This window comes from Plasticicumulans lactativorans (assembly GCF_004341245.1).
GTDB classification, from domain to species: Bacteria; Pseudomonadota; Gammaproteobacteria; order Competibacterales; family Competibacteraceae; genus Plasticicumulans_A; species Plasticicumulans_A lactativorans.
Map to the genome: position 1 here is coordinate 21,246 of NZ_SLWY01000018.1, position 26,838 is coordinate 48,083.

Genomic DNA, 26,838 nt, shown 5'->3' on the forward strand with positions numbered 1-26,838 from the left:
CCGGGGAATACGGCCTCAAGCCGAGTGAGGAGCGGCTGCGGGCATTTTGCTTCAACGACACCCCGGCGATGAGCCGGGGAATACGTCGCCATTTGCATTCCCGAGCGTCACGGTTTGCCGAAGCTTCAACGACACCCCGGCGATGAGCCGGGGAATACCAGCATGCCCGCATCCCGTTGATTCCATTATGCGAAAACCGCGGTTTGCGAGCGCTGTCCGAAAGCCGGCGTGGCGGCGCCATCCGGGCCGGCTGGATGAGCGGTCCATGTTGACAAAGTAGCTGATGTGGCTTGCATTTTTTAGCTGCGAGCGCTCGCCGGGGTTGCGACGCCACCTCAGCGCTCGCACGCGCGCAGCAGCCCCAGGCCCAGGCCCTCGCCGGCGCCCAGGCAGAACGGACCGCGCTGCGGCTGGGCAAAGCGCAGCGTCAGCCACGCCCGCGGATAATCGCGCAGATGCTGTGGCACGCTGTAATCGCCCGTCCGCACGCATGCCGACAACTGCGCCGCTGGCTCGAAAGCCACTGACTCGACCAACTCCGGCGCGATACCCGCATGCCTCAGCAAACGCTGTGTCGTGCGCCCCAGACGTGCCTTGCCGCGACGCATGTCCCAGCCCGGCAGCACCACCGGTGTGGCCGTCGTCCAGGCCCGCGCCGGCTCAAGAAACGCCGGCAGCACCCGATCATCGGCCGGCGCCGGCACCAGCATCGCCACCGGCTCGGGCACCCCGAGCGCAAACAGCCACGCCAGTTCGAGCCGCTGCACGATCGGTCGCCACCATTCGGGCGACAGGTGCCCGCGCGCCACGACCAGCACCCGGCGCAAACGGCCATCCGCCTGGTAGTGGCCGACGTTCGGCACCGGATACACCTGCAGCCGCGCCGCGCCGGCATGCCCCATCGCTGCGCGGATCGCCGCTGCGGGCAGGCCGGCGGTTTCGGCCGCGCGCTGAATGGCGTGGCGCACCATCGCACTCAGGCGCATGCCGTCCGTACCTTCGAGCGACCACGGTTCATCGCGCGGCGTGCGCAGCATGAAGGCTGCATAAGGTCGATCGGGCGCGTCGAGCGTCGAGCGATACCCGCAGACCGAATGGCGGGGCTCGGTGACGCCACGCACGCTGGTGCGGGTGATGGCACTGCGCACCGCGTCGTAATGCGCATCGAGCGCCTGCAGCGCACCCAGGTAGGGTACGGGCAGGGCATTGGCGCCCTGCGCGTCCGGCGTGTGCTGAACGCCGCCCAGCGCCGGACGCTCGTCGAGCAGCGCGCACGTCGCCCAGGCCAGATCAGGACCTTGCCCGAGGCAGACCAGCCCGCGCGCCAGCGTCTGCAACGCCGCCAGGTGCGTCACCGTCTCGGCGGTGGCGATCCAGAGGAAATGCACCGGTCCGTCGATCGCCCAGCCTGCGCGCTCGCGCAGGGTCTTGAGCTTGGCAACCAACGCGCGCGACTTCGACGTTTCGCCACCGACGGCGGCCTCGACGATGTGGTCGCCGTCGTTGTTCGGGACGGCGCTGCGCACCGGCGCGCAGGTGCGTGCGCGGGGGGCGTGGATTTCCGGGGGCGGCAGGGTTTCGAGGTGCCGCAGCGCGGCCCACAGCGGCGCGCGCGCAGGCGTGCGCGCCACGCCGGCGATCAGCGCCTGGAACAGCCGCAGCGGCGAGGGAGGCCAGTCGTTGCCGTGGTAGACGGCGCTGCCGGGGGCGTCGTTGAGCCAGCGCACCGACAGGAGAAAGAGCGGCATCGTTTCAGCCTTCCGCGTCCTGTTTCTTGTTGATGGCGCGCTTGCCGGCGGCGGGCTGGTAGTCGAGCACCCGACCGTCCCCACCGAGCGGTACGCCGAGTTGCGCCTGCGCCGCCTGCGCAGCTTCATCGAGCCAGGTCGCGGCCTGCTCGGGCGTGATCGCCACCGGCCCGGCGCTGCCATCACCGCGCACCACTTCGAACTGCGCGGGGCCGTTCGGCACCAGCCAGCAGCCGGCTCGCAAACGGTAATCGCGTGCGCCGTGCAGCAGGCCGACCAGCGCCAGAGCCAACGCGTAGCTCGCCAGCGCTAGCGCGTGCTCGGGCGTCGCCGCCGGCAGCGTCCGCAGCGCGCCGAGGTGGATCGAGGCGAACTGCACGATCTCACCATGCACGATGATGCCGCCGTGCTGATCGACCGAGGGCGTGGGAGCGAAGCCGGCGTTGGCGCCCTTCTTCCATTCCTCTTCGGTGAAGCCGAATTCTTCGCGCGTGAAGGCGCCGGAGAACTGCGCCGAGCGCGTGCAGGCGTCGATGTCGTAGGCGAGGATTTCGCTGCGCACGGCGCGCGGAATCTTCACCTTCGTGTCGCGTGAATCCCAGGCGCCGTAGATCAGCGAGGTCGGCGACAAGCGCGCGATCGGCACGGCATCGCCGCCGGCGTAGGCCGTGAACGCCTTGCGAATCTCATCTTCAAGGCTGGTGCAGCGCAGCGCAGCGTCGGCCAGCCGATGCGGCAGTTCGGTGACCAGTACGGTGCGGGCGCCCACCTTGACGCCGACGCGCGGCACGCTGCCGGCGAAGGCGCCGGCAAACACGGCTTCCATGCGGTTGGCCTGCGATTGCACGGAATCGAGGCCGGCGATTCTGGTTTCCAGTTTGCCGCCGCCGCGCAGGACGTTGACGGTGTACGGGGTGTCGTGCGCGTGCTTCTTGGCGTCCTTGCTGGTCGGGTATGTCGGCGGGAACAGCGGCAGTTCACGGCCCTCGATCGGTTCGAGGGGCTGGCGCATGCGCAGGGCGACGGCGTGCGGATCGGCAATCAGAGCGCTCAAGTCCATCTTGTCTCCTGCTCAATCAGGTGAGGCAGTCAGAAGTATGGTGTTGCTGCCGGCCTTGCCGAACGGTGCGCGCCAGCCGCTCAGCGCGTAGCGGCTGGCGCCGGCAATGGCAAGGCGAGCCAGTGAAAACGAGGCTTCGCGCCACGGATGCAGACGCACGTGGCCATCGCGGCGGCTGCCGGCCAGCGGCAGGGCCTGCAGGCCGATGAAGGCCAGCAGTTCGAGCAGCGGCCGGCAAAGCATCTCGATGTGGGTGTGCTGGTTGATCGACCAGCCGATGCCGAGGGCATTCCAGGTGCCGCGCGGGTCCACGCCAAGGCGGCCAGTCGTGGTGTGTTCGAATTCGAGCCACTCGGGGGACGCAGCGCCGGCAGAGGCTCTGAACAAGTTGCCGACGATGGATTCGGCCTTCTGCTTGCCGGACCACAGCTTCATGTGCGGGTTCAAGCCCCACGGATTCCACCAATCGAGGCGCAGGGCGCCGAGCTGCAGGGCGTCGTCGTCGTCGACGACCGGCACCACGCGCACGGCGTCGAACTGTTGCAGTGCCGTGTCGGGACAGGCGAACCGCATCACGCCCGGTTCGGCCATCGGCTCGAAGCCGGTTTCGGCCAGCGGATCGGCGAGGCTCGCGAGCCAGGCCAGCCCGCCACAGGCCAGCACCTCGCCAGGGTTGCGCAGATCGATCACGCGCTGCATGCACTCCCCTCGTCCGGCAGCGTGTTGCCGGCGGATACCCAGGCATCGGCGGCTTTTACCAGCGCCTCGAACCACGCCAGTGCCCAGGGGCCGCAGTGCTGTTGCAGCGTGGCGTAGCGGCGTTCGACGGCCTCGGCAACCTCGGCGTTGTGTCCGATCGGCCGCTCGGGGTCCCACTGCATCGGATCGGGGAAGCCGGGGCGCGCGTGGCCGTGATGCGCGGCGATCAGGTGCAGGGTCAGATCGCGCAGCCACGGCTCGGGCGCCCCGGGTAGCGGCTGATGCAGCAGCACGTCGACCAGCGATCCGAACTCATGGCGATAGCCGCCGAGCAGTGCGGGCCGGAATGTGCCGGTGCGCGACTTGGCGTAGCTCGCGGGGCCGTAGTGGCCGGCGGCGCGCTGCCAGCGTGCGCGCTTCTTGCCAAGGTCGTGGGCATGCCCGGCAGCGGCGATCGCTGCAACCAACCCGGCGGGTAGCCCGAGTGTGCGCGCCAGTCGCCCGGCGGCGTGGCCGACCGCGGCATCATGTTCGTCGACGGTCTGCGGCTGGTAGGCGAGCTGCGACAGGTCGCCTTCGGCGGCCAGCGTGAACTCGGCGCCACGCCGACGGGCATAGACCAGCCAGCGGCGGTCCTCGGGCTCGGCGTCGGGATCATGCAGCGCAAAGCGTAGCTGCACGGCCTGCGCGAGCCAGTCGGGGGCTTCGGCCGGCGCCTGGTCACCGCACTGCTCGAAGCGTCGACGCTCGTCGTTGTCGGCGAGGTCCTCCACCTCGGGCTGTTTCTTCGCCACCCTGAACAGTCCGGCCGGGTCCAAGCCACCGGCGGCAGCCGGCAAGATCAGCGTCGCGTAGGCCAGCGGCGGCGGACGGCTGCCGGGGCCGAGGCGATGCACGCTGACGCTGCCACGGGCATCGCGCACGATGCAGGCCAGTGTGCCGCACTTCTCGGCCAACTCTGCCAGCGTCTTTTCGGCTTCATCGGCCGGCAGTTGCAACAGCTCGCGCGGCAGCGGTGGTAGCAGGGTCAAGGCGTCACGAGCTGCTTCCGGGCCGAGTTGCATCAGCGTATCGGCGTCGTTCCGCCAGAGCACCTGCGTTTCGGGGCGCGCCGGTTCGTCGCTCAGGCCACGCAGGAACGGTTCGAGATTGATGCGCGGCAACTCGGCGCTGGTCGCTGCCAGCAGCGTCAGCCGCTCGACGCCCAGCGGCGGGCACTTCGGCAGCGGCGTCGAGGCGTCGCGGCGTACGTCCGCGTTCAGCGCAGCGAGGGTGGCCGGCGAGGCATCGGGCAGCGTTTCGAGCAGCGCCAGCGTGCGCGCCTGCGCGCGGCCGAGGTGGTCGCGCCACGACGGTTTCTTCGGTTTCTTCTTGTCGCCGTCATCGCCCGGCGCAGCGGTGTCATCGGTGTCGGCCGTGGCGATGGTGTCGGGTTCGAGCGCGAAATCGTCGCCCTCGGGGCTGCCATCCTCGTCCTCGTCCAGCGTTTCACCGCTCGCGCCGACTGCCTCGGCGGCGGCGAATTTCTGTTCGTTGAACGTCAGGCTGGCCCGTGTCGCTACGATCTGCACCGTCGCCGCCGGCTGCAGGCCGGCACGGTTCACCCGGCCGAGGCGCTGAGTCACGCTGTCGAGTGGCGCCAGGTCCATGACGGCGTGATCGGCGTCGAAGTCGATGCCCACCTCACCGGCGGCCGTGCTCACCAGGAACACCGCCGGCGCCGGAACACCGTCGCGCGACCGGTCGGGATCGAAGCGCCGCCACAGCGCACCGTTGAACAGTGCCTCGCGTTCCTTGCCGCGCAGCGTACCGGTGAGCAGGCCGACGCGATCGGCGCCGAAGCGCTTGTGCAGGCCGTTGTAGACGGCGGTGGCGTCCTTGACCGTGTGCACGAAGCAGACGATGGCACCGCATGCAAAGGCTTCGAGGTGCCCGAGCAGAGCGGGCACGAGTTTGTCGTCCTTGTCGAGCCGTTGCAGGTGCAGCGCCTTGGCCGCGTGCAGGCGCCGGTGCACAGCGGGCAGGGCACGGTCGGCATCGTCGAGCGTCAGCGCGTCGCTGGTGCGTTCTGGTGTTGCGCTCATCGTCATGACGCGAAAGCGTGGGCGCCACACTGTCGCCAGGTGCTCGCGCTGCAAGCGTTCGATCGTGCGCAGCAGCGGCTCCATTGCCGGGCAGAGGTGCGATTCGTCGACGATGACCGTGGTATCGCAGCCGAGCAGGCCGGCGTGCAGGGCGCGGTGTGAACGGCCGTCGCCGTAGCCCGAAAAGAGCAGCCGCGAGCCGATCATGTCGACGGTGCCGACGATCACTGCAGGTCGTGCGGGGTCGCTGCGCCACTCACCGGAATCGGCCAACCCTCCGCGCAGCACGCCCACCGCCACCGGCACGCCGTCGATCGGGAACGCCGCACGCGCGGCGAGTGCCGCGCGCCACTCCGGCAACGCGCACAGCGCGTCGAGCCAACGGCGCACCGTGGCAGCGGTTTGATCAACGATGGCGCGGCGATCTACCAGGTAGGCAAGCCGCACCGGCAGTGGCGCCCCCGCGGCGAGCGCCAACAGGTACAGCAGCACCGCGCTCGTTTTTCCGAGGCCGGTCGGTAGCGGTAGGCCAGATGGCACATCGCCCGCGTGCAGCGCCGCGTACAAACGACGCTGCCAGTGGTAGGCGGGGTGGCCGAGGAGGGTTTCGAAGGTGGCGAGGGCGTCCATGCGTGCTGGGGCGTGGGTTCAGGCCAAAGGTATTTGCCGCTTCAGCATAGTGAGCGATTGAGGCGCCGCAAGGCGGCGGCATGCGTGTTCGCGACCGGCGCCGCGGCTGGCAAGAGGTCTGACGAGCCGTGGCGCCGTCCAGAATCGAGCGCCGTGCTACACGCCGTCGATGCGGTTGGTGAGACCCACCGGGCCGTCCGCAGCACGGCCGCAAATCTGTCCCTGGCGTATGCCCGGCTTTCAGACACGAAAAAGCCCGCCTTGCGGCGGGCTTCGTAACTGCTTGATCTTGGCGGAGAGGGTGGGATTCGAACCCACGTGGGGCTGTTAAACCCCCATCCGATTTCGAGTCGGCGCCGTTATGGCCACTTCGGTACCTCTCCAGCGGGCGCGAATTCTAAACCGACGCGGGGCGCGAACCCAAGCTTTTTTGACGGAGGCCGGGCGCGGCGGGCCCGGCTGGGGCCGGTGGCGGGGCGTCGCGGCCGCCGGCGGCGTGCGGGCGCGTTTGCGCGCCGCTGCACTAGGGCTAGGATGCCCGGGTTTCACGCGAGGGGATTCGGGATGTGGGCTTGGGTGGGTAGGCGGCTGCAGCGCAAGTTTCTGGTCGGCACGGCGGCCGTGGCGCTGGCGTGCGCGCTGGTGTTCCTGGGGTTCTACGGCCACCTGTTCCAGCAGCAGCTCGATGCCCGGGCGCGCAGCGAGGCGGGGGAGCTCGGGCGCCTGCTGCAGGTGGCCTTCGAGCGGGTGATGCTCGCCCGCGACCAGGCGGGGATGCGCGAGATCGTCGAGCGGCTGGCGCGCGAGCCGGGCATCCGCGAGGTGATGGTGCTGAACGCGGACGGCGAGGTGCGCTACGCCGGCGATCCGGCGCGGGTGGGGCGCAAGCTCGATGCCGAGGCCTGCCCGGAGTGCCTGAGCGGCGAGCCGGCGTCGGTGTACCGGCAACTGGGGCGCGACACGGTGCTGCGCTCGGTGCTGCCGGTGCGCAACGACGAGCGCTGCGTGAGCTGCCACGGCGCGGTCGAGGCCCGGCCGCTCACCGGCCTGCTGGTGGTCGACCACGAGGCGTCGACGCTGGTGGCCGATTCGCGCGCCTCCACGCTGGCCGCGATGGGGGGCGGGGCCGCGCTCGCACTGATCGTGCTCGGCGGCGGCGTGTGGTTCATGCGCCGCCACGTGCTGCGGCCGGTCGCGCAGCTTGCGTACCAGAGTCGCGCCATCGCCGCCGGTGACCTGGAGGCGCGGGTCGACCTCGACGGCCAGGACGAGTTTGCCGCGCTCGGCCAGACCTTCAACGCGATGGCCGGACGGCTGCAGCACGCGGTGGTGCGGGTGCGCGACGACGAGGCCTTCGTGCGCGACGTGCTCGATGCGCTGCCCGAGGGCGTGCGCGTGATCGACAGCGACTACCGCGTGCTCGAAGCCAACCGCGCCTACCGGCGCCTGCTCGGCCTCAACGGGAACGGCGCGGCGGTGCCGGCGACCTGCTTCGCGATGAGTTTCGGGCGCAGTGACCCCTGTCCGCCGACGCAGATCACCTGCCCGCTGCACGAGCTGGCGCGCGACGAGGGACCGGTGAAGGCGCTGCACCAGTTGCGCGCGGCGAACGGGGCGACCGTGTCGGTCGAGCTCCACGCCGCGGCGCTGCCGAAGCGCGGGCTGATCGTCGAGTCGGTGCGCGAGCTCGCGCGCGACGTGCACTTCGCGCAGGAGCAGCGCATGGCCGAGCTGGGCCGCATCGCCGCCGGCGTGGCGCGCGAGGTGCAGAACCCGCTGACCTCGATCCGCTTCGCGCTGCAGACCGCGCGGCGCGAGTTCGACAGCGGCGGCGCCAACCCCGACGAGCTGCGCGAGTACCTCGCGCTGGTCGACGGCGAGATCGGCCGCTGCGTGGACCTCACGCAGCGGCTGCAGAAGCTCGCGGCGCGGCCCGACGGCCCGCCGCAGCCGGTGGCGCTGAACCCGGTGGTCAGCGAGACACTGGAACTGCTCGCCTGGGAGGCGCAGCAGCGCGGCGTGCGCGTCACGCTCGTGCTCGACCCCGGCGATCCGCGCACGCTCGGCCGCGAGGCCGACCTGCGCCTGGTGGTGCTCAACCTGGTGCAGAACGCTTTCCAGGCGATGCCGGACGGCGGCGAGCTGGAATGCACGACGCAGCGCGTCGGGCGCTGGGTGCTGCTGCGCGTGCGCGACAGCGGCAGCGGCATCGCCGCGGCCGACATGCAGCGCGTGTTCGAGCCGTTCTACAGCCGGCGCGCCGACGGCAGCCCCGGCGCCGGGTTGGGGCTGCCGATCGCCCGCGTGATCGCCGAGCAGTGCGGCGGCACGCTGACCGCCGAGAGCCGGCCGGGCGCGGGGGCGATATTCACGCTGCGCCTGCCACAGGCGGATGCGCGTTTGCGCGACACGCTCTAGTCTGTCGGGACATTTGCCGTCGGCGCGACATCGCCTACGGCTGGCGCAGGGCTTGCTGCTGTGCCGGCCGTGTCCGCCGGCGGATCGACGAGCGACGTAAGGGACGACGCAACATGCCATCAACCGTATCCCGCCTGCGCCACTGGCTCGCCCAAGCCGGGGACGAGCGGCGGCTCGCCTGGCTGCCGGTGCTGGGCTCGATGGTGCTGGTGCTGCTGGTGTCGGCGCTGTTCGGCATCTACACCGTGGTGCAGCGCACCGACGAGCTCGAGGACGACATCGCCACCGCCGAGCGCGACTACCGCGCCGGCGAGGAAGCGCGCCTGCTGCAGACCGCGCGCAACGCCGGCGATTTCCTCGACTACCTGCGCTCGCGTACCGAGGGCGAGCTGATCCGCACGCTGCGCGAGCAGGCCGAGCAGGCCTGGCGGATCGCCACCACGCTGCAGCAGGAGCACGCCGGCGTGCAGACGGAGGCCGAGACGCGCCGGCTGATCATCGAGACCCTGCGCCCGCTGCGCTTCTTCGGCGGGCGCGGCTACTTTTTCATCGACGACCTCGACGGCAACGCCGTGCTGCTGCCGACGGTGCCGGAGCTGGAAGGCACGTCGCTGCTCGACAACCGCGATGACCGCGGGCGCTACATCATGCGCGAGCTGCTCGCCGCGGCGACCGCGCCGGACGGCGGGGTCGCGCGCTACCGCTGGTACCTGCCCGACGAGCCGACGCGCATGGCCGACAAGCTCGCCTATGTGCGCCGCTTCGAGCCTTACGGCTGGGTCATCGGTACCGGCGACTACCTGGTGACCGCCACCGCCGACGCGCAGCGCAACGCCCTCGGCCAGCTGCGCGGCGTGCGCTTCGACGCCGAGAGCCACCTCGCGGTGATCGGCGAGACCGGCAACCTGCTGCTGCTGCCGCACGCGCCGCGCTACGAGGGCGGCGATGCCGGCGCGATCGACGACCCCGAACTGCGCGCCCTGGTCGAGCGCCTGATCGCCGCCGGCCGCGCCGGCGGTGGCTTCGTCGCCTACCGCTGGCGTCGCGACGGGGGAGGGCCGCCGCAGTCGCGGCTCGCCTACGTGTCGGCGCCCGATGCCTGGGGCTGGATGGTGATCGCCGACGCCGACACCGAGCGTTCACGCGAACTGATCGAGCGCCGGCGCGGCAGCCTCAGCGCCGCCGCCGGCGAGCGGCTGCGTACCACGGGGCTGCTGCTGATCGGCGGGGTACTGGCCGCGGCGCTGCTCGCGCTGTTCTACGGCCGCTGGGTGGGGCGCGTGATCCGCGGCTACCGCAGCGACCTCGAGCGCCGCAACGCCGAGCTGCGCGAGCAGGCACGGCGCCTGTATCTGACCCGCCAGATGGTCGACAACGCCGCCGACCTGATGTTCGTGGCCGATGCCCAGGGGCGGCTCGCCTACGCCAATCGCCGCGCCTGCGAGGTGCTCGGGCGCCGTGCCGAGGAGCTCGAAGGTGCACCGGTGACGCTGCTCGGGGAAGCCGTCTGGGGCGAGGGGCGCTCATCCACCGAGCGCTTCGAGGCGCTGCTGCCGCTGCCCGATGCCGCGCCGCTCGACGTCGAGGTGACCACGCACGGCATCGAGTACGACGGCCAGCCCTACCGCTGCGCGGTGATGCGCGACATCCGTGAGCGCAAGCGCGCGGAAGGCGAGCTGCGCATCGCCGCGCTGGTGTTCGAGGCCGGCAGCGAAGGCATCCTGATCACCGATGCCGACAACGACATCCTCGCGGTGAACGCCGCCTTCACCGCGATGACCGGCTACGCCGCCACCGAGGTCCTCGGCAGGAACCCGCGGCTGCTGAAGTCGAACCGCCAGGGCGACGAGTTCTACGCGCGCCTGTGGGAGGCGCTGAAGCGCGACGGCCGCTGGAGCGGCGAGGTGTGGAACCGCAAGCGCGACGGCTCGCTGCTGCCGGTGTGGCTCAGCATCACCGTGCTGCGCGATGCCAACGGCGCGGTGCTGCGCCACATCGCGGCGTTCACCGACATCAGCGACCGCAAGGCCAAGGAGGCCCGCATCCGCCGCCTCGCCGAGTTCGACCCGCTCACCGAACTGCCCAACCGCGCCCTGCTGGGCGAGCGCATCGGCGAGGCGCTGCAGGCGGCGCGCGCGCGCGCGGCGCAGTGCGCGCTGCTGTTCATCGACCTCGACCGCTTCAAGAACGTCAACGATTCGCTCGGGCACGCCACCGGCGACGAACTGCTGTGCGAGGTGGCGCTGCGCCTGCGCGGTGCCCTGCGCACCGGCGACATCGTCGGCCGCAGCGGCGGCGACGAGTTCATGGTGCTGGTGCCCGACATCGACGGCCAGCCGCAGGCGGCGCTGTGGGCGCGCAAGATCCTGGCCGCGATCACGCGGCCCTACTTCATCGAGGAGCACGAGCTGCACGTCACCCCGAGCATCGGCATCAGCCTGTTCCCCGGCGACGGCGAGGACATCGACACGCTGCTGAAGAATGCCGACGCGGCGATGTATTTCGCCAAGGAGTGCGGGCGCAACAACTACCAGTTCTTCACCCGCGCGCTGCACGCCCGGGCGATGGAGCGCCTGTCGCTCGAGAACAGCCTGCGCGTGGCGCTCGAGCGACGCGAGTTCAGGCTGGTCTACCAGCCGCAGGTGGATGCCGCGAGCGGCGCGCTGCTCGGCTGCGAGGCGCTGCTGCGCTGGCGCCACCCCGAGCGCGGCCCGGTGTCGCCGGCGACCTTCATCCCCGTCGCCGAGGACGCCGGGCTGATCGTGCCGATCGGCACCTGGGTGCTGCGCGAGGCCTGCCGGCAGCTGCAGGCGTGGCGGCAGCAGGGGCGGATGCTGCTGCCGGTGGCGATCAACGTCTCGCCGCTGCAGATGCAGCAGGCGAACTGGGCCGGCACGGTCGCCGCGGTGCTGCGCGAGTCGGGCATTCCGCCCACGCTGGTGGAGCTGGAGGTGACCGAGAGCGCGCTGCTCGACGACATCGACGCCGCGGTGGAGGCGGTGGCCACGCTCAAGCGCACCGGCGTCAAGGTGGCGATCGACGACTTCGGCACCGGCTATTCGAGCCTGTCCTACCTGCGCCGCCTCGCGCTCGACAAGCTCAAGATCGACCGTTCCTTCGTGCGCGAGCTGCCCGACAAGGTCGACGACATCGAGATCGTCAAGGTCATCATCCAGCTCGCGCGCACGCTCGGCCTGCGCACCCTCGCCGAGGGGGTCGAGACCGAGGGGCAGCGCGCCTGCCTGGTGGCGTGCGGCTGCGAGCAGATCCAGGGCTACCTGTTCGCCCCGCCGCTCGAAGCCGACGAGTTCTGCGAGCTGCTGCCGCTCGCCGACGCGGCGGCCGTCGCCGCTCAGTAGGGTTCGCGGCGGATGTGCAGGCGGTAGAGGATGCGCGACAGCACCCGCCCGAGCACCACGAACAGCACGGTCAGCGCGATCACCTCGGGCAGGCCCAGCGCCAGTTGCCGGTGCACCGCGAGCATCGGGAACAGCGCCTCGGGGATCTGGTCGAGCCCGAACGCCTCGCTGCTCGACGCGAGCCCGAGGCGGCGCTTGCAGAAGCTCGACAGCAGGTCGCCGAGCATCGCGCCGGCACCGACGGTGAAGCCGAGGTGCCACGGCCAGCCACAGATCAGCCCCGCGACGGTGCTCGCGGTGAGCGCCGACAGCACGCCGCGCCAGGTCTTCGACGGGCCGAACAGCGGGTGGCCATCCGGCAGCCTCAGGCCGGCATCGACGGGCCAGGCGGCGTGCGCGCCGCACAGGCGCGTGGCGATCACCGGGGCGCCGTTCGCGACCAGGATCAGCAGCAGCAGGGTGAGTTCCGTCATCGCGATGCAGGTGGCTGGACGTGGCCGCGGTCGCTTCGAGCATAGCGCGTGCCGATGGCCGTGCGCGCCCCGGCAAAGCCGCTTGCGCCCGCCCGCGCTCCTGCGTAAGATGCGCGCCCTGTCGACCGGTGACGGACGACACAGGCGGGAATAGCTCAGTTGGTAGAGCGCAACCTTGCCAAGGTTGAGGTCGCGAGTTCGAGCCTCGTTTCCCGCTCCAAATCTCCGAAAACCCCGGCCCCGCGCCGGGGTTTTTGCTTTTCACGGCGCCGGCCCGCGCACCCGGGCAGCCACCCGCGATCTGCTAGCATCGGCAGCCTGTCCGTCGCCGGGAACGCGCGCATGCCCCAGATCGACCTCGCTGGCGAACCCCTCGGGTATGAGGGCCGCGGCCCCGCCGGGGGCCGCGACGTGCTGCTGGTGCACGGCGCCGGCGGTGATCACCGGCCTTGGCCCGCGGCGCTGGCGCCGCGGCCGCGCGCGCCTGGCGCCCATGCCGAGGTGCCCGCGCACTTCGTCGCCGCGCGCCGCGGTGAACTGCGCGTGCCGGCGCAGGTCATCACCGGCAGCGCCGACGCGATGACGCCGCCGAAGTCCGCCGCGATCGCCGGCGCGCGGTTGCAGCTCGTCGACGATGCCGGGCATCTGCCTGCCTGCGACCGCCCGGCGCTGCTGCGCGAGGCGCTCGCCGGCTTCCTCGCCCGCCCGGAGGCTTGAGTCCCATGCACGCGCCCCCCGCCTTCGCGCCCGCCGACCGGCTCGCGGCCGTGGTGCAGCAGGTCGGCAGCGTGATCCTCGGCAAGGAGCGGGCGATCCGCCTCGCGCTCACCTGCCTGCTCGCGCGCGGCCACCTGCTGATCGAGGACCTGCCGGGCCTCGGCAAGACCACCCTCGCGCACGCGCTCGGTCGCACCCTCGGGCTCGAGGTGCGGCGCATCCAGTTCACCAGCGACCTGCTGCCCGCCGACATCCTCGGCGCGGCGGTGTACGACCGCGAGCAGGCGGCCTTCGTGTTCCACCCGGGGCCGGTGTTCGCGCAGCTCGTGCTCGCCGACGAGATCAACCGCGCCTCGCCGAAGACGCAGAGCGCGCTGCTCGAAGCGATGGAGGAGGGGCAGGTGACCAGCGACGGGCACTCGCGCCCGCTGCCGGTGCCGTTCTTCGTGATCGCCACGCAGAACCCGATGACCCAGCTCGGCACCTTCCCGCTGCCCGAGTCGCAGCTCGACCGCTTCCTGATGCGGCTCACGCTCGGCTACCCCGACGCGCGCGCCGAGCGCGCGCTGCTCGCCGGCGAGGACCGCCGGCGCCTGCTCGAACGCCTGTCGCCGCTGCTCGGCCCGGGCGAGCTCACGGCGCTGCAGGCGCGCTGCGAGCAGGTGCACCTGGCGCCGCCGCTGCTCGACTACGCCCAGGCGCTGCTCGCGCAGAGCCGCTTCGACCCCGCCTTCGAGACCGGCCTGTCGCCGCGTGCCGGCCAGGCGCTGCTGCGCGCGGCGCGCGCCTGGGCGCTGCTCGAAGGGCGCGACCACGCGCTGCCCGAAGACGTGCAGGCGGTGCTGCCGGCGCTCGCCGGGCATCGTCTGCGCCCGGCCTCGGCGCAGGTGGGCGCGCGTCCCGAGGAGCTGGTGCGGCGCCTGCTGAGCGCGGTCCCCGTGCCGGTCTGAGCCCGCCGGCCATGTCGGTCGCCACCTACGTCCTCGACTGGCACCGGCGGCGGCGCGGCCCGGCGGCCGGCGCCGTCACCACCGAGCGGCGCACCCTCTACGTGCTGCCGACGCGCGCCGGCGTGGTGTTCGCGCTGCTGCTGCTGGTGATGCTGCTGTGGGCGCTGAACTACAACGCGAGCCTCGGCTTCGCGCTGGTGTTCCTGCTCGCGGCGGTCGCCTTCGACGCGATGCGCCAGACCCACGACAACCTGCTCGCGCTGACGCTGCAGCCGCCGCGCGTCGAACCGGTGTTCGCCGGGCAGCCCGCGGCGCTCGGCTTCGGCCTCGTCAACGCCGCGCCGCGCGCGCGCTACGCGCTCGAACTCACCGCCGCCGACGGCGCGCGCGCGGTGTGCGACGTGCTGGCGGGCGGGCAGCGGGCGGAGCTCGTGCTGGCGCGCCCGACCACGCGGCGCGGGCGGCTGCCCTTCGGGCGGGTGCGCCTCGCCACCCGCTACCCGCTCGGCCTGTTCGAGGCCTGGACCTGGTGCGAATTCACCGGTGCCGGGCTGGTGTACCCGGCGCCGCTCGGCACCGCGCCGCTGCCGGGGGGCGGTGGCACCACGCCCACCGGTCGCGGCGAGGCGCCCGGCGACGAGGACTTCCACGGCCTGCGTGACTACCGCCGCGGCGATCCGGCGACGCGCATCGCCTGGCGCCGCGCGGCGGCGCGCAGCGGCCTGCCGCCGGTCAAGCAGTTCGCCGCGCCGCGCGGCGACGCCGAGCTGTGGCTCGACTGGGCGCTGCTGTCGCCGGCCCTCGACGTCGAGGCGCGGCTGTCGCAGCTCACCGCCTGGGTGCTCGAAGCCGAGGCGGGCGGCCTGCGCTGGGGCCTGCGCCTGCCGGGGATGGCGCTTGCACCGGCGGGCGGGGCCGCGCACCGGCGTGCGGCGCTGGAGGCGCTCGCGCTGCACGCGACGACGGAGCGCAGCGATGGCTGAGCGCGCGGTGCCGGCGGCGCAGGTGTACGGCCTGGTGGGGGCGCTGGCCTTCGCCGCCGCCGCGCACGGTGCGGTGCTGCCGCCGTGGCTGCTCGCCGGCGTGGTGGCGGCCTTCGCCTGGCGCCTGGCGGTGGCCGGCGGCCACCTGCGCCTGCCTGGACGGCTCGTGCTCGGCGCGCTCACGCTGGCGTTCGGCATCGCCATCGCGCTCGTCTACGGCACGCTGCTCGGGCGCGACGCCGGCGTCGCGCTGCTCGCCGGCATGAGTGCGCTGAAGCTGCTCGAATGGCGCACGCGGCGCGATGCACTGGTGCTGGTGTTCCTCGGCTACCTGCTGGTGATGGCGCGGCTGCTCTACGACCAGGGGCCGCTCACCGCGCTGTGGCTGCTGCTCGCCTGCGTGCTGCTGCTCGCCGCCCACCTCGCCTGCGCCTTCGAGACCGCGTCGCCGCCGCCGCGCGTGCTGCTCGGGCGCGCCGTCCGCCTGCTCGTGCGCGGCGTCCCGCTCGCGCTGCTGCTGTTCCTGCTGTTCCCGCGCATCCAGGGGCCGCTGTGGGGCTTCCAGGACGAGAGCCGCGCCCGCACCGGCCTCAGCGACGAGATGACGCCGGGCTCGATCGCCGAGCTGGCGCGTTCGGGCGAGGTCGCCTTCCGCGTGCGCTTCGACGGCGCGCCGCCGCCGCCCGCGGCGCGCTACTGGCGCGGGCCGGTGCTCGACGGCTACGACGGGCGCAGCTGGCGCACGGTGGGCTGGGCCGAGGGGCTGCGCCGCGACGCGGTGCTCGGCGAGGCGCCGGTGCGCTACGTGGTGACGCTCGAACCGCACGGGCGGCGCTGGCTGTTCGCGCTCGACCTGCCGGCCGCGGCGCCCGCCGACGCCACGCTCGGCTCGCGTTTCGTGCTGTCGCGGCGCATCGCCGTCAATGAGGTGCTGCGCTACGAGCAGCAGTCGTGGCTCGCCTACCGCACCGCGGCGCCCGAAGCCGGCATGCTGCGGCTGCAGCGCCAGCTCCCGCCCGGCGGCAATCCGCGCGCGCGCGCGCTCGCCGCCGAGTGGCGCGCGCTGCCCGATCCCGCGGCGCGGGTGCGCGCGGCGCTGCAGCTCTTCGCCGGCGAGCCCTTCCGCTACACGCTGTCGCCGCCGCCGCTCACCGGTGAGCCGGTCGACGCCTTCCTGTTCGACACCCGCGCGGGCTTCTGCGAGCACTACGCGGGGGCATTCGTCTACCTGATGCGCGCGGCTGACGTGCCGGCGCGGGTGGTCACCGGCTACCTCGGCGGCGAGGCCGCGCCGGGCGGGGAGTACTTCATCGTGCGCCAGAGCGACGCCCACGCCTGGGCCGAGGTGTGGCTGCCCGAGCGCGGCTGGACGCGCGTCGACCCCACTGCGGCGATCGCCCCCGAGCGCGTCGAGAACGGCGCCTACGGCGCGCTGGACGAGCCCGGCGAGCTGCCGCTGCTGGCGCGGCGCGACGGCGGCTGGGTGCGCGCGACGCTGCTCGAACTCGACGCGCTGGCCAACGCCTGGAACGACTGGGTGCTGGCCTACGGCCCCGAGCGCCAGCGCGAACTGCTGGCGCGCCTCGGCTGGCCCGACATCGACTGGCGCGGCCTCATGCTGCTGCTGGTCGCGCTCGGCGGCGGTGGCGCGGCGGCGGCGGCGACGTGGGCGGCCTGGCGCGGCTGGCGCCGCCGCGACCCCCGCGTCGCGCTGTGGAACGCCGCCTGCGCCCGCCTCGCCGAGGTGGGGCTGAGGCGCGGCGCGCAGGAGGGGCCGCTCGCCTTCGCCGCGCGCGTCGCCGGCGCGCGCCCCGAACTCGCCGACGAGTTCAGCGCGATCGCCCGGCTCTACGCGGCGCTGCGCTACGGCGCCGGCGCCGATGCGGCGGCGCTCGCCGAACTGCGCCGGCGCACCCGCGCGTTCCACCCGCGGAGGACGCCATGAACTACCTCGCACACTTCCTGCTCGCCGGCCCCGATCCGGCGGCGCGCGTCGGGCAGTTGCTCGGCGACTACCACAAGGGGCCGGCGGAGACGCTCGCCGATCCGGCCTGGGCCCGCGCGGTGCGCCTGCACCGCGCGATCGACCGCTACACCGACGCGCATCCGCAGGTGGTGGCGAGCCGCGCGCGCTTCAGCGCGCCGTACCGGCGCTACGCCGGCATCGTCGTCGACCTCGCCTATGACCACGTGCTCGCGCGCCACTGGTCGCGCTATGCCGAGGAGCCGCTCGAAGCCTTCGTCGCCGCGGTGCACGCCGCCCTCGCCGAGGCGCGGCCGCGGCTGCCGGCGGGGCTGCTCGGGCGCGTCGACCACCTCACCGGCACCGGTCTGCTGCTCGGCTACCGCGAGTTCGCCGGCATCGAGCGCGCGCTCGCCGGCCTCGCCACGCGGCTGTCACGACCGTCGCCGCTCGCCGCCGCCGGCCCCGCGCTCGCCGCGGTGCTGCCCGCGCTCGAAGCCGATTTCCACGCCTTCTTCCCCGAGCTGGTGGCCTTCGTCGCCGCCGCGCGCAACGGCGCCTGAGCCGGCGTTCAGCCGCCGGACTGCTCCAGGTGCAGGCCGGTCGCCACCGCGAGCGACTGCGCGAGGCACAGCGAGGCGGTCAGCGAGCGGAAACCGTGCACCTCGGCGTCGCGGATCTCGAACCAGACGTCGGCGAGGCGGGCGATCGGGCTCACCGGGCTGTCGGTGAGCGACACGATCGGCACGCCCTTGGCCGCCGCGCGTTCGGCGACCTCCACGGTGTCGGGGGCGTAGGGGGTGAAGCTGATCGCGATCAGCGCATCGTCCGGCCCGAGCGAGCCGAGCTGGTCGAAGAGCATGCCGCCGCTGCCGTCGATCAGCCGGGCGGGGCGCAGGATGCGGTTGAGCGCGTACGCGAGGTAGACGGCGACCGGGGCGGAGCGGCGCTGGCCGATCACGTGGATCAGCCGCGCCTGCGCGAGCAGCGCGACCGCCCGCTCCAGCGCCGGCACCGGGGGGTCGCGCTGCATCTGCTCCAGCGCCACCACGCCCGCCGCGGCGAACTCGCGCAGCACCCGCTCGGGCGTCGACTGGCTCGCCGCGCCGTCCTGCTCGCGGAAGGCACGGAAGCGCGCCTGGTAGCTCGGCGCGCTTTCCAGCAGGTGCGCCTGGAACACCCGCTGCATGTCGCTGAAGCCGCTGTAGCCGAAGGCCTGCGCGAAGCGGATCAGCGCCGAGGGTTGCACCTCGGCGCGCGTGGCGATCGTCGCGACGGTTTCCAGTGCCATCTCGTTGGGGTGGTCGAGCGCGAAGCGGGCGATCTGCTTCAGGCGCTTGCTGAGCGCCTCGTAGCGGGTGGTGATCTCCGTGCGTAATGCGTCGAGTGTCAGCGGGGCGGCGGTTTCGTTCATTCGAGTGGCGCTCCCAGGCGTGGTGCCGTCCGTGGATCGGCGGCTTTTGGTTGGTTGATTCTATTTTCCACTTGAATTGGACTTCGCATTCCAATACTAAGTTCGACGGCAGCCGGGCGTACGTGGGCGCCCGCCACTCCGAGGTGCCGCGTGTCCGATCGCCGTTTCGACGTCATCTGCCTGGGCCGCGCGGCCGTCGACCTGTACGGCGAGCAGCCGGGGGCGACGCTCGAAGGCACGCTGAGCTTCGCCAAGTACATCGGTGGCAGCGCCGCGAACATCGCCGTGGGTTGCGCCCGGCTCGGCCTGCGCACGGCGCTGTTGAGCCGTGTCGGCGACGAGGCGATGGGGCGCTTCGTGCTGCGCACCTTGGCAGACGCCGGCGTCGACGTCACCCAGGTGCAACGCGACCCCGCGCGCCTGACCGGCCTGGTGCTGCTCGCGCTGCGCGGCCGCGAGGACTTCCCGCACCTCTTCTACCGCGAGAACTGCGCCGACATGGCGCTCGGCGTCGCCGACGTCGACCCGGCGTTCATCGCCTCCGCGCGCGCGCTGGTGCTCACCGGCACCCACCTGTCGGCGCCCGGCCCCCGTGCCGCCTGCCACGCCGCGCTGGACTACGCGCGCGCGGCCGCCACCCGCGCCGTGCTCGACATCGATTTTCGCCCGGTGCTGTGGCGGCTCGCCACGCACGACCAGGGTGCGAGCCGCCGCGCGCAGGGCGAGGCGGCGACGGCCGCGCTGCAGGCGCTGCTGCCGGGGCTCGACCTGGTCGTCGGCACCGAGGAGGAATTCCAGATCGCCGGCGGCAGCCCCGACCTCGCCACCGCGCTGCGCGAGGTGCGCGCGCGCACCGACGCGCTGCTGGTGGTCAAGCGCGGCACGCGCGGCAGCCGCGCCTACGCCGGGGCGATCCCCGGCGATCTCGACGCCACCGCCGGGGCGCCGGCGCCGCGCGTGGAGGTGCTCAACGCCCTCGGTGCGGGCGATGCCTTCATCGGCGGCTTCCTCGCCGCGTGGCTGGGCGGCGAGGACGCCGCGCGCTGCTGCGCCTGGGGCAACGCCTGCGGCGCGCTGGTGGTGGCACGCCACGGCTGCGCGCCGGCGATGCCGTCGCGGCCGGAGCTCGAGACCTTCCTCGCGCGCGGCGACGACGGGCCGCTGCGCCCGGACGCCGATGCGGCCTTCCGCCGCCTGCACCGCGTGACGACGCGCGCCGCGACGCCGCCCGAACTGTGCGTGCTCGCCTTCGACCACCGCCGGCAGTTCGACGCGCTGGCGGCCGCCGAGCACGCCGACGCCGCCGCGATCACGCGCTTCAAGGGGCTGATCGGCGAGGCGTTGCGCCGCGTCTGCGCCGACGGCGAACTCGCCGGGCGCGCCGGGCTCCTGATCGACGAACTTTATGGCCGCGAGGTGCTGGACGCCTTCACCGGCAGCGGGGTGTGGATCGCGCGGCCGGTCGAGGTGTCGGGCTCGCGGCCGCTGCGCTTCGATGCCGGCGAGCGGCTCGGCCTCGCGCTGCGCGAGTGGCCGGCGGACCACGTGGCCAAGTGCCTGGTGATCGCCCACCCCGACGACGCGCCGGCACTGCGTGAAGAGCAGGAGCGCCAGGTGCGCGCGCTGCATGCCGCCTGCGAGGCCGGCGGGCGCGAGCTCCTGCTCGAACCGGTGCTGCCCGGCACGGGGGCGCGCGACGACGCGGCGGTGCTGCGCCTGATCGAGCGCTTCTACGCGCTCGGCGTCTACCCGGACTGGTGGAAGATCGTGCCGCCGGCGGCGGCGACCTGGCCGCGGCTCGATGCGCTGCTGCGCCGCCACGACCCGCACTGCCGCGGCGTGCTGCTGCTCGGCCAGGGCGCGGGCTTCGACACCCTCGCGGCGGGCTTCCGCGCCGCCGCCGGCCAGCCGCTGTGCCGCGGCTTCGCCGTCGGCCGGCTCATCTTCGGCGAGCCGGCCGATGCGTGGTTCGCCGGGCGGCTCGGCGACGAGGCGGCGATCGCCGCGGTGGCCGAGCGCTACCGGCACGTGCTCGCGCTGTGGCGCGGGCGCGGCGACAAGGCATAGTGTCGGCCGGTTCGCTGACGGAAGGAGGAGCTATGCGTCGCCCGACGATCGCCGACGTCGCGCGTGAAGCCGGCGTCGGGGTGGCCACGGTGGATCGCGTCATCAACGGCCGCGCCCGGGTCAGCCCGGAGACCGTGCAGCGGGTGCTCGCCGCGGCCGAGGCCATCGGCTTTCGCGCCGCCGGGCTGATCCGGCTGCGCCAGCAGGAACAGGCGGCGCCGCGCACGCTCGGCTTCCTGCTGCAGAAGCGCAGCGTGCCGTTCTACCAGGCGCTCGGTGCGGCGCTGACGGACGCCACCCGCGAAGCCACCTCGATCCGCGGGCGGGCGCTGGTGGAGTACCTCGACGTGCTGACGCCCGAGCGCGTGGCCGAGCGGCTGCTCGACATCGGCGCCAGGGCCGACGCGGTCGCGGTCGTCGCCGCCGATCACCCGAAGGTGAACGAGGCGATCGCGCGGCTGCACGCGCAGGGCGTGCCGACCTTCGCGCTGCTGTCGGACCTCGGCGCGCCGGAGCGCGCCGGCTTCGTCGGCGTCGATCCGCGCAAGGCGGGGCGCAGCGCCGCGTGGATGGTGGCGCGCCTGGCGCGGCGGCCGGGCAAGGTCGCGATCTTCATCGGCAACCACCGCTACATCGGCCACGAGATCTGCGAGATGAGCTTCCGCTCCTACTGCCGCGAGCACGCGCCCGAGCTGCAGCTGCTGGAGCCGCTGGCGAGCCTGGAGGAATCGGCGCTCGCCCAGGAGGCCACGCTGAACCTGCTGAAGCGCTACCCCGACCTGGTCGGCCTCTACGTCGCCGGTGGCGGCACCGAGGGCGTGATCGCCGCGCTGCGCGAGCACGGCGGCCACGCGCAGGTCGTCACCGTGTGCAGCGAACTCCACGCGGAAACGCGCGCCGCGCTGATCGACGGCATCGTCGACGTGGTGATCGCGACGCCGCTGCCGCTGCTCGCCCGCAGGACGGTCGAGGCCATGGCGAAGTCGCTGCAGGGCGCGACGCCCGAGGCCCAGGCGCCGCTGCTGCTGCCGTTCGACTGGTACATCGCCGAGAACGTCTGAGCCGCCGGGCGCGGCCGCTCAGGCCACCGCGGCCGGCGCCGTGGCGTGCCACAGCGTGCGCAGCGCCTCGCGCAGTTGCAGCGCCTCGGCCCAGCGGTCGGACTGGTCCTGGCCGTCCGGCCCCTGGATCGCGTAGGGCCACGGCCCGAGCTCGCAGGTGAAGGCGAGGCTGTCGTCGGCCCCGGCGCGCCGGCGCCAGCTGCGCATCAGGTAGTCCCACCAGCCGAGGAACTGCTCGAACAGCGGGCGGTGGTGGGGGAAGGAGATCTCCACCTGGACCTGGCCGGGGCTGGCGACGCGGGCGTGCGCGGCCCAGCAGCGGTCGAGCACCTCGCGCACCTGCCCGTCCATCTCGTCGGGCAGCGGCGGCAGCGGGAACTCGCGGGCGACCACGTAGTGCGACAGGTCGGCCAGCAGCTTCAGGTGCGGGACCGCGTCGAGCAGGTCGAGCATCCGCAGCAGGTCGTTGTTCAGGCGCCCGCGGTGCGTTTCGAGGTAGACCGGCACGCGCGAGGTCTCGGCGATCCGGCACCAGCCTTCGAGGATGCGCACGCACTCGCGGACGTCGCGCGGGCGCACGTCCGCCTGGATGGTGACGTGGTGGATGCCGAACTCGTTGGCGAGCTCCACCGCGGGCCAGAGCTCGTCGACCGTGCGCGGGAAGCACTGGCCCTCGGCGTCGAGCCCGAGCGCGCGCAGTTGCGCGGCGAGCGGCGCGACCACCGCGCGGTCGTACCAGTGGTGGGTGATGCCGTCGAAGCCGGCCGCGGCGGCGCGCTCGACGCGCGCCTCCAGCGCGGCCTCGGGCTGGCCGCGCAGGCGCTCCATGCCCCACAGCGACTGGAAGATCAACAGGTTCTGCATGGCGATGGTGTCCTAGAGCAGGGACTTGAGCTTGACCTCGGGCGCGGCGAGCGCGTTCGCGTCGGGCTGCGCACGACGCGCGATCAGCATCTCGGCGACGCGGATCTCCTTGGCGATCTTCGCGTTCGGGCCGATGCTGCTCGCGGCGACCAGACGCCCGTCGGCCGCCAGGTGGAAGTTGAGCTGCACGCCGTCGCCGAGCGGGCGCGCGACGGTGTGCACGCCGGCATCGGGCAGGCCGGCGATCTGCAGCGTCAGCTCGTACTGATCGGACCAGAACCACGGCACCGCGGTGTAGTCCTCGCCGGCCCCGAGCAGGTTGCGGGCGGCAAGCGCGCCCTGGTCCTGCGCGTTGCGCCAGGCTTCCAGCCGGATCCGGCGCCCGTCGTAGAGCGGGTGCGGGAACGAGCAGCAGTCGCCGGCGGCGAAGATGTCCGGGTCGGCGGTGGCCAGGCGCGCGTCGACCGCCACGCCGTTGTCGATCGCGAGCCCGCTGTGCGCGGCGAGCTCGGTGTTGGGCGCGGCGCCGATGCCGACGACGATGCCGTCGCATTCGACCCGGCTGCCGTCGCTCAGCACCAGTACCTGCCGCGTGCCTGCCGGCTCGACGCGCTCGATGCCGACGCCGGGCTTCAGCGTGACGCCCGCCGCCTGGTGGCGCGCGGCGACGGCGGCGGCGATGTCGGCGGGCACCCCGCGCATCAGCAGTCGCGGCCCGGCCTCGATCAGCGTGACCCCGCAGCCGCGGCTGCGGGCGCTGGCGGCGAGTTCGAGGCCGATGAAGCCGCCGCCGACGATCGCCACATGGCGGTCGGGGCGCAGTTGCTCGCGCAGCGCCAGCGCGTCGTCGTAAGTGCGCAGGTAGTGGAGCCGTCCGGGGTCCGCGCCCGGCACCGCGAGCCGGCGCGCGCTGCAGCCGGTGGCGAGCAGCAGCCTGCCGTAGCCCAGGCGGCGGCCGTCGGCGAGTTCGACCGCGTGCGCCGCGCGGTCGATGCGCGTGACCGCGCAGCCGGTCAGCAGTGTGATGTCGTTCTCGCGCAGCCGCTCGGCCGACAGGATGTACGGAGGCTGCGGCGCCTCGGCGGCGACCATCACCGCCTTGGACAGCGGGGGGCGCTCATAGGGGGCGCGGGGCTCGTGGCCCACCAGGGTGACCGTGCCCGCCCAGCCGTTCTCGCGCAGGGCCGCGGCGGCGCGGGCACCGGTTTCGCCCGCGCCGACGATGACGATGTCTTCTGCCGATTCGCGCATGTTGGCCGCCTCAGCCGAGCTGGATCAGGACCTTGCCGGCTTCGACCTTCACCGGATAGGTCTTCAGGTTGATGCACACCGGCGCGCCCTTGGCCTGGCCGGTGCGGTAGTCGAAGCGGCCGTTGTGCTTCGGGCACTCGATGATGTGATCCATCACCAGGCCATCGGCGAGGTGCACGTGTTCGTGGGTGCACAGGCCGTCGGTCGCGTAGAAGACGTCGTCGGGCGAGCGGTAGATGGCGTAGGTCTGATGGGCATGGTCGAAGCGCAGGACGTCTTCTTCGTCGATGTCGTCGGCTGCGCAGACTTCGATCCAGGCGTTGGCGTGGCTCATGGCGTCTCTCCTGCTGGTGGGCGGTGTGGCAGGTCGGTTCTGGGTGATGTGGCTGGCGTCGGGCCGCCGTGTGCCGGCGGCCGCGACGTCGGCGGGGGTTCCGCTCAGGTCGCGAGGGCGGCGCCGTCCGGCTCGACCGCAGCGGCGGTCCGCGACGGCAGTTCGCGCCTGACGAAGTAGCCGGGGTCGCGGCGCTGGCGCAGCACGGTCGGGACGATCTCGCGATAGGCGGCGAACAGGTTCGGATACGGCGCCGGGCACTGATTCTTGATCGCCTCGTGCAGCGCGGGCAGCGCGTGGTAGGGGACCATCGGATACATGTGGTGCTCGAGGTGGTAGTTCATGTTCCAGTAGATGAAGCGGAACACCGGGTTCATGTGGATCGTGCGGCTGTTGAGGCGATGGTCGAGCACGTCCTCGGCCAGGCCCACGTGCTGGGAGATGCCGAACACCAGCGACAGCCACGCGCCGTACAGGCTGGGCAGGCCGACCAGCATCGCCGGCAGCAGGCTGCCGGTGAGCACGCAGGTGGCGATCACGGCGACGAAGAGCGCGAGGAAGATGCGCGCCTGCACGAACACCTTGTTCCACTCCATCTCGGGGATGTAGGTCTTTTCCTCCTCGGTCAGCCGCCCGGCGGCATGCCGGGACAGGCTGCCGATCAACTGGAAGCCGGCCTTCAGCGCGAACAGGTCGAGGAACAGGTTCAGGAAGGACGGCGGCCGCGGCGCGACGATTTCGGGGTCGCGACCGACGATGATGGTGTCGGTGTGGTGCCGGGCATGCATCCAGCGGCGCACCGTCGGCTCGTACAGCGTCATGAAGCAGGCGATGTAGTACACGCCGTCATTGAGCCAGCGCGTCTTGAAGGCGGTGCCGTGGCTGCACTCGTGCCAGCGCGAATTGGACGCCGAACCGTAAAGCACGCCGTAGACGAAGAAGAACGGCACGCACCACGCGCTGCCCCAGAAATACACGCCGCCGGCACCGGATACCGCCAGCGCCGCGAACCAGATCAGCGTGTCGCGAATCGCCGGCGCGTCCTCGCGCTTCATCAGTTCCTTCAGTTCCTTGCGCGGCACTTCGCAGCCGTGCCATTTCGCCGATACCAGGCCTTTCTCCGCAGCGCGCGCGGCTTCGGGGCCGATGAGGCTGTAATCGCGTTTGGTGAAGGCTGTCGCCATCGTGCTCTCCTCGGTGCTGTTCGGACGCTGCCCGCGTGAGCGGATGCGTCGATTTGTCGTGTGCTCATCCGTGAGGCAAATCCTAAGAAGGCGACATCATCGGTGCAATCATTTTGTGATATTTAACATCAAATCAAATCAACAACTTTGGGGCAGTCTACGATAGATAAAATCATTCGAAGGTTCGCCCGGAATGCTGCGAGCGACACGCGGAAGCCCGCGTGCAGAAGGGCTGGAACAGGCTCGGGGCCCGCGGACGAAGGGGGGGTTGCGGGGGAAGGGGTCTACATTGGAGTGGCGTGCACGGGAGTCGCGCCCGCTGCGGGCGAAGAAGAACCGTGGGGGTGTCGAGGCGCGAGGGTGTTCGCCCGTCGGGGGGCCCGCGCGTCGGGGGTGCGATGAAAGGCGGAGAGTGGCTGCGACGGCTGCGGCGCCACGGCGGTGCCCGCACACAGGATCGTTCGGGTATCGAGGTCTTACATGATGGGCGCCCGCTGCCGATGATCGAAATCGATCATCGGCAGCGGGCTGGCGAGGGGCTGTCGGGGGAGGCGCCGCTCAGATCTTGCGCTTGCTGCGGTAGGTGTCGGCGATCACCGCGACGACGATGATCACGCCCTTGACGATCTGCTGGATGTAGGCGTCGATGCCGAGGAAGGTGAAGCCGCTGGTCATCATGCCGAGGATCAGCGCGCCGATCACCGTGCCGGTGATGCGTCCGACGCCGCCGGCGAGGCTGACGCCGCCGATCACCGCGGCGGCGATCGCATCGAGCTCATACGACAGGCCCATGCCCGACTGGCCGCTGGCCGCGCGGGCCGAGGCGACCACCCCCGCGAGCCCGGAGAGCGCGCCGGCGATCGTGTAGACAGTGATCAGGTGGCGCTTGACGTCGATGCCCGACACGCGCGCCGCGGTCATGTTGCCGCCGATGGCATAGGTGTACTTGCCGTACTTGGTGTAGCGCAGCGCGATGTGGAACACCACCGCCATCATCAGGAAAATCATCACCGGCATCGCCCCGGCACCGATCGCCGTGTAACTGTCGGACAACTGGCTGATCGGCTTGCCATGGGTGTAGTACTGCGCGAGGCCGCGCGCCGTGACCATCATGCCGAGCGTGGCGATGAACGGCGGGATGCCGGTGGCCGCGATCAGGCTGCCGTTGATCAGGCCGCAAACGGTGCCCACCAGCAGGCCCGCGACCACCGGGATGAACACCGGCAGGCCACCCAGGCCCTCGAACACCGGTCGGGCGACGTCCGCACTCTGCGCGAGGCTCGCGGCCACCATCGCCGAAAGCGCGAGCACCGAGCCCGACGACAGGTCGATGCCGGTGGTGATGATCACCTGCGTGACGCCGATGGCCAGCAGGCCGATCACCGACACCTGCAGGATCATGATGACCAGCCGCTGGGAATTGAACAGAAAACTCTGGCCGTTGAAGATCCAGCCAAGCACTTCAAAGATGACCGCGATGCCGAGCAGCACGAACAGGATGCTCAGTTCCGGTGGCAGCCGCCGGGCCTTTGCGACCAGCGCCTTGGGATTGGTGACGACGGTACTCATGATGATCTCC

General features: G+C 72.2%; 20 protein-coding genes, 2 tRNA genes and 1 CRISPR repeat array (1 of these 23 cut by a window edge). Of the genes, 10 read left to right on the plus strand and 12 right to left on the minus strand.

What is annotated here, in order from left to right; translation table 11 throughout:
- A CRISPR array of direct repeats spans window positions 1–158; the repeat unit is 36 nt; unit sequence GCTTCAACGACACCCCGGCGATGAGCCGGGGAATAC (it extends 1,259 nt beyond the left edge of the window).
- Window positions 159–335: 177 nt separating this feature from the next.
- The 5 genes from csb2 to EV699_RS15695 form a co-directional block, all read right to left on the minus strand.
- Window positions 336–1,748, minus strand: a complete 1,413-nt coding sequence (csb2, locus tag EV699_RS15675) for a type I-G CRISPR-associated protein Csb2 (RefSeq protein WP_165904170.1) — start codon at window positions 1,746–1,748, stop codon at window positions 336–338.
- A gap of 4 nt (window positions 1,749–1,752) precedes the next feature.
- Window positions 1,753–2,808 carry a type I-G CRISPR-associated RAMP protein Csb1/Cas7g gene (gene cas7g, locus EV699_RS15680; RefSeq protein WP_132544485.1) on the minus strand — a complete coding sequence of 352 codons (1,056 nt, stop codon included), beginning with the start codon at window positions 2,806–2,808 and terminating at the stop codon, window positions 1,753–1,755.
- Between the two features lie 12 nt (window positions 2,809–2,820).
- Window positions 2,821–3,507, minus strand: coding sequence for a hypothetical protein (locus EV699_RS15685; RefSeq protein ID WP_132544487.1), 687 nt, complete (start codon window positions 3,505–3,507; stop codon window positions 2,821–2,823).
- Window positions 3,495–6,221, minus strand: coding sequence for a type I-G CRISPR-associated helicase/endonuclease Cas3g (gene cas3g / locus EV699_RS15690; RefSeq protein WP_132544489.1), 2,727 nt, complete (start codon window positions 6,219–6,221; stop codon window positions 3,495–3,497). The genes EV699_RS15685 and cas3g overlap by 13 nt, the downstream gene beginning before the upstream one ends.
- Window positions 6,222–6,511: 290 nt before the next feature.
- Window positions 6,512–6,604 (minus strand) — tRNA-Ser (locus EV699_RS15695).
- A gap of 193 nt (window positions 6,605–6,797) precedes the next feature.
- Here EV699_RS15695 and EV699_RS15700 point away from each other — a divergent pair.
- Both EV699_RS15700 and EV699_RS15705 read left to right on the plus strand, forming a co-directional pair.
- On the plus strand, window positions 6,798–8,639 hold the full coding sequence (locus EV699_RS15700) for an ATP-binding protein (protein ID WP_165904171.1): 1,842 nt from the start codon (window positions 6,798–6,800) through the stop codon (window positions 8,637–8,639).
- A 113-nt stretch (window positions 8,640–8,752) separates the two neighbouring features.
- Complete coding sequence (locus EV699_RS15705) at window positions 8,753–11,998, plus strand: bifunctional diguanylate cyclase/phosphodiesterase (protein ID WP_132544493.1); 3,246 nt, start codon at window positions 8,753–8,755, stop codon at window positions 11,996–11,998.
- Here the strand turns inward: EV699_RS15705 and EV699_RS15710 are convergent.
- Window positions 11,992–12,471, minus strand: coding sequence for a CDP-archaeol synthase (locus EV699_RS15710; RefSeq protein WP_132544495.1), 480 nt, complete (start codon window positions 12,469–12,471; stop codon window positions 11,992–11,994). The two genes, EV699_RS15705 and EV699_RS15710, sit on opposite strands and share 7 nt — an antisense overlap.
- A 144-nt stretch (window positions 12,472–12,615) precedes the next feature.
- Between EV699_RS15710 and EV699_RS15715 the strand changes: the two genes are divergently transcribed.
- From EV699_RS15715 to EV699_RS15740, 6 genes are all read left to right on the plus strand, one after another.
- Window positions 12,616–12,691: transfer RNA gene (locus EV699_RS15715), tRNA-Gly, on the plus strand.
- A 122-nt stretch (window positions 12,692–12,813) separates the two neighbouring features.
- Window positions 12,814–13,188 (plus strand): alpha/beta fold hydrolase, encoded by a 375-nt coding sequence (locus EV699_RS15720; protein WP_132544497.1) that lies wholly within the window; start codon window positions 12,814–12,816, stop codon window positions 13,186–13,188.
- Between the two features lie 5 nt (window positions 13,189–13,193).
- The gene (locus EV699_RS15725) at window positions 13,194–14,138 is read left to right on the plus strand and encodes an AAA family ATPase (protein WP_132544499.1); all 945 of its coding nucleotides are present in this window, start codon (window positions 13,194–13,196) and stop codon (window positions 14,136–14,138) included.
- Between the two features lie 11 nt (window positions 14,139–14,149).
- Window positions 14,150–15,121, plus strand: coding sequence for a DUF58 domain-containing protein (locus EV699_RS15730; protein ID WP_132544501.1), 972 nt, complete (start codon window positions 14,150–14,152; stop codon window positions 15,119–15,121).
- On the plus strand, window positions 15,114–17,066 hold the full coding sequence (locus EV699_RS15735; protein WP_132544503.1) for a transglutaminase TgpA family protein: 1,953 nt from the start codon (window positions 15,114–15,116) through the stop codon (window positions 17,064–17,066). Before EV699_RS15730 ends, EV699_RS15735 begins: the two co-directional genes overlap by 8 nt.
- Window positions 17,063–17,647 (plus strand): acyl carrier protein phosphodiesterase, encoded by a 585-nt coding sequence (locus EV699_RS15740; RefSeq protein WP_132544505.1) that lies wholly within the window; start codon window positions 17,063–17,065, stop codon window positions 17,645–17,647. The genes EV699_RS15735 and EV699_RS15740 overlap by 4 nt, the downstream gene beginning before the upstream one ends.
- Window positions 17,648–17,655: 8 nt before the next feature.
- Here EV699_RS15740 and EV699_RS15745 read toward each other — a convergent pair whose 3' ends face one another.
- Window positions 17,656–18,498: a MurR/RpiR family transcriptional regulator gene (locus tag EV699_RS15745; RefSeq protein WP_132544507.1), complete on the minus strand. Its 843-nt coding sequence runs from the start codon at window positions 18,496–18,498 to the stop codon at window positions 17,656–17,658.
- Window positions 18,499–18,648: 150 nt separating this feature from the next.
- On the opposite strand from EV699_RS15745, the gene EV699_RS15750 reads away from it, so the two are divergent.
- On the plus strand, window positions 18,649–20,565 hold the full coding sequence (locus tag EV699_RS15750; protein WP_132544509.1) for a bifunctional 5-dehydro-2-deoxygluconokinase/5-dehydro-2-deoxyphosphogluconate aldolase: 1,917 nt from the start codon (window positions 18,649–18,651) through the stop codon (window positions 20,563–20,565).
- Between the two features lie 32 nt (window positions 20,566–20,597).
- Window positions 20,598–21,626, plus strand: a complete 1,029-nt coding sequence (locus tag EV699_RS15755; RefSeq protein WP_132544511.1) for a LacI family DNA-binding transcriptional regulator — start codon at window positions 20,598–20,600, stop codon at window positions 21,624–21,626.
- Window positions 21,627–21,644: 18 nt separating this feature from the next.
- Here EV699_RS15755 and EV699_RS15760 read toward each other — a convergent pair whose 3' ends face one another.
- The 5 genes from EV699_RS15760 to EV699_RS15780 form a co-directional block, all read right to left on the minus strand.
- Window positions 21,645–22,490 carry a TIM barrel protein gene (locus EV699_RS15760; protein ID WP_132544513.1) on the minus strand — a complete coding sequence of 282 codons (846 nt, stop codon included), beginning with the start codon at window positions 22,488–22,490 and terminating at the stop codon, window positions 21,645–21,647.
- A gap of 12 nt (window positions 22,491–22,502) precedes the next feature.
- A complete protein-coding gene (locus EV699_RS15765) occupies window positions 22,503–23,741 on the minus strand; it encodes an NAD(P)/FAD-dependent oxidoreductase (protein WP_132544516.1) in 1,239 nt (412 codons plus the stop codon).
- Between the two features lie 10 nt (window positions 23,742–23,751).
- Window positions 23,752–24,075: a MocE family 2Fe-2S type ferredoxin gene (locus EV699_RS15770; protein WP_132544518.1), complete on the minus strand. Its 324-nt coding sequence runs from the start codon at window positions 24,073–24,075 to the stop codon at window positions 23,752–23,754.
- Between the two features lie 104 nt (window positions 24,076–24,179).
- Complete coding sequence (locus EV699_RS15775; protein ID WP_132544520.1) at window positions 24,180–25,259, minus strand: fatty acid desaturase family protein; 1,080 nt, start codon at window positions 25,257–25,259, stop codon at window positions 24,180–24,182.
- A gap of 558 nt (window positions 25,260–25,817) precedes the next feature.
- Window positions 25,818–26,828: an ABC transporter permease gene (locus EV699_RS15780; RefSeq protein ID WP_132544522.1), complete on the minus strand. Its 1,011-nt coding sequence runs from the start codon at window positions 26,826–26,828 to the stop codon at window positions 25,818–25,820.
- Between the last annotated feature and the right edge of the window lie 10 nt (window positions 26,829–26,838).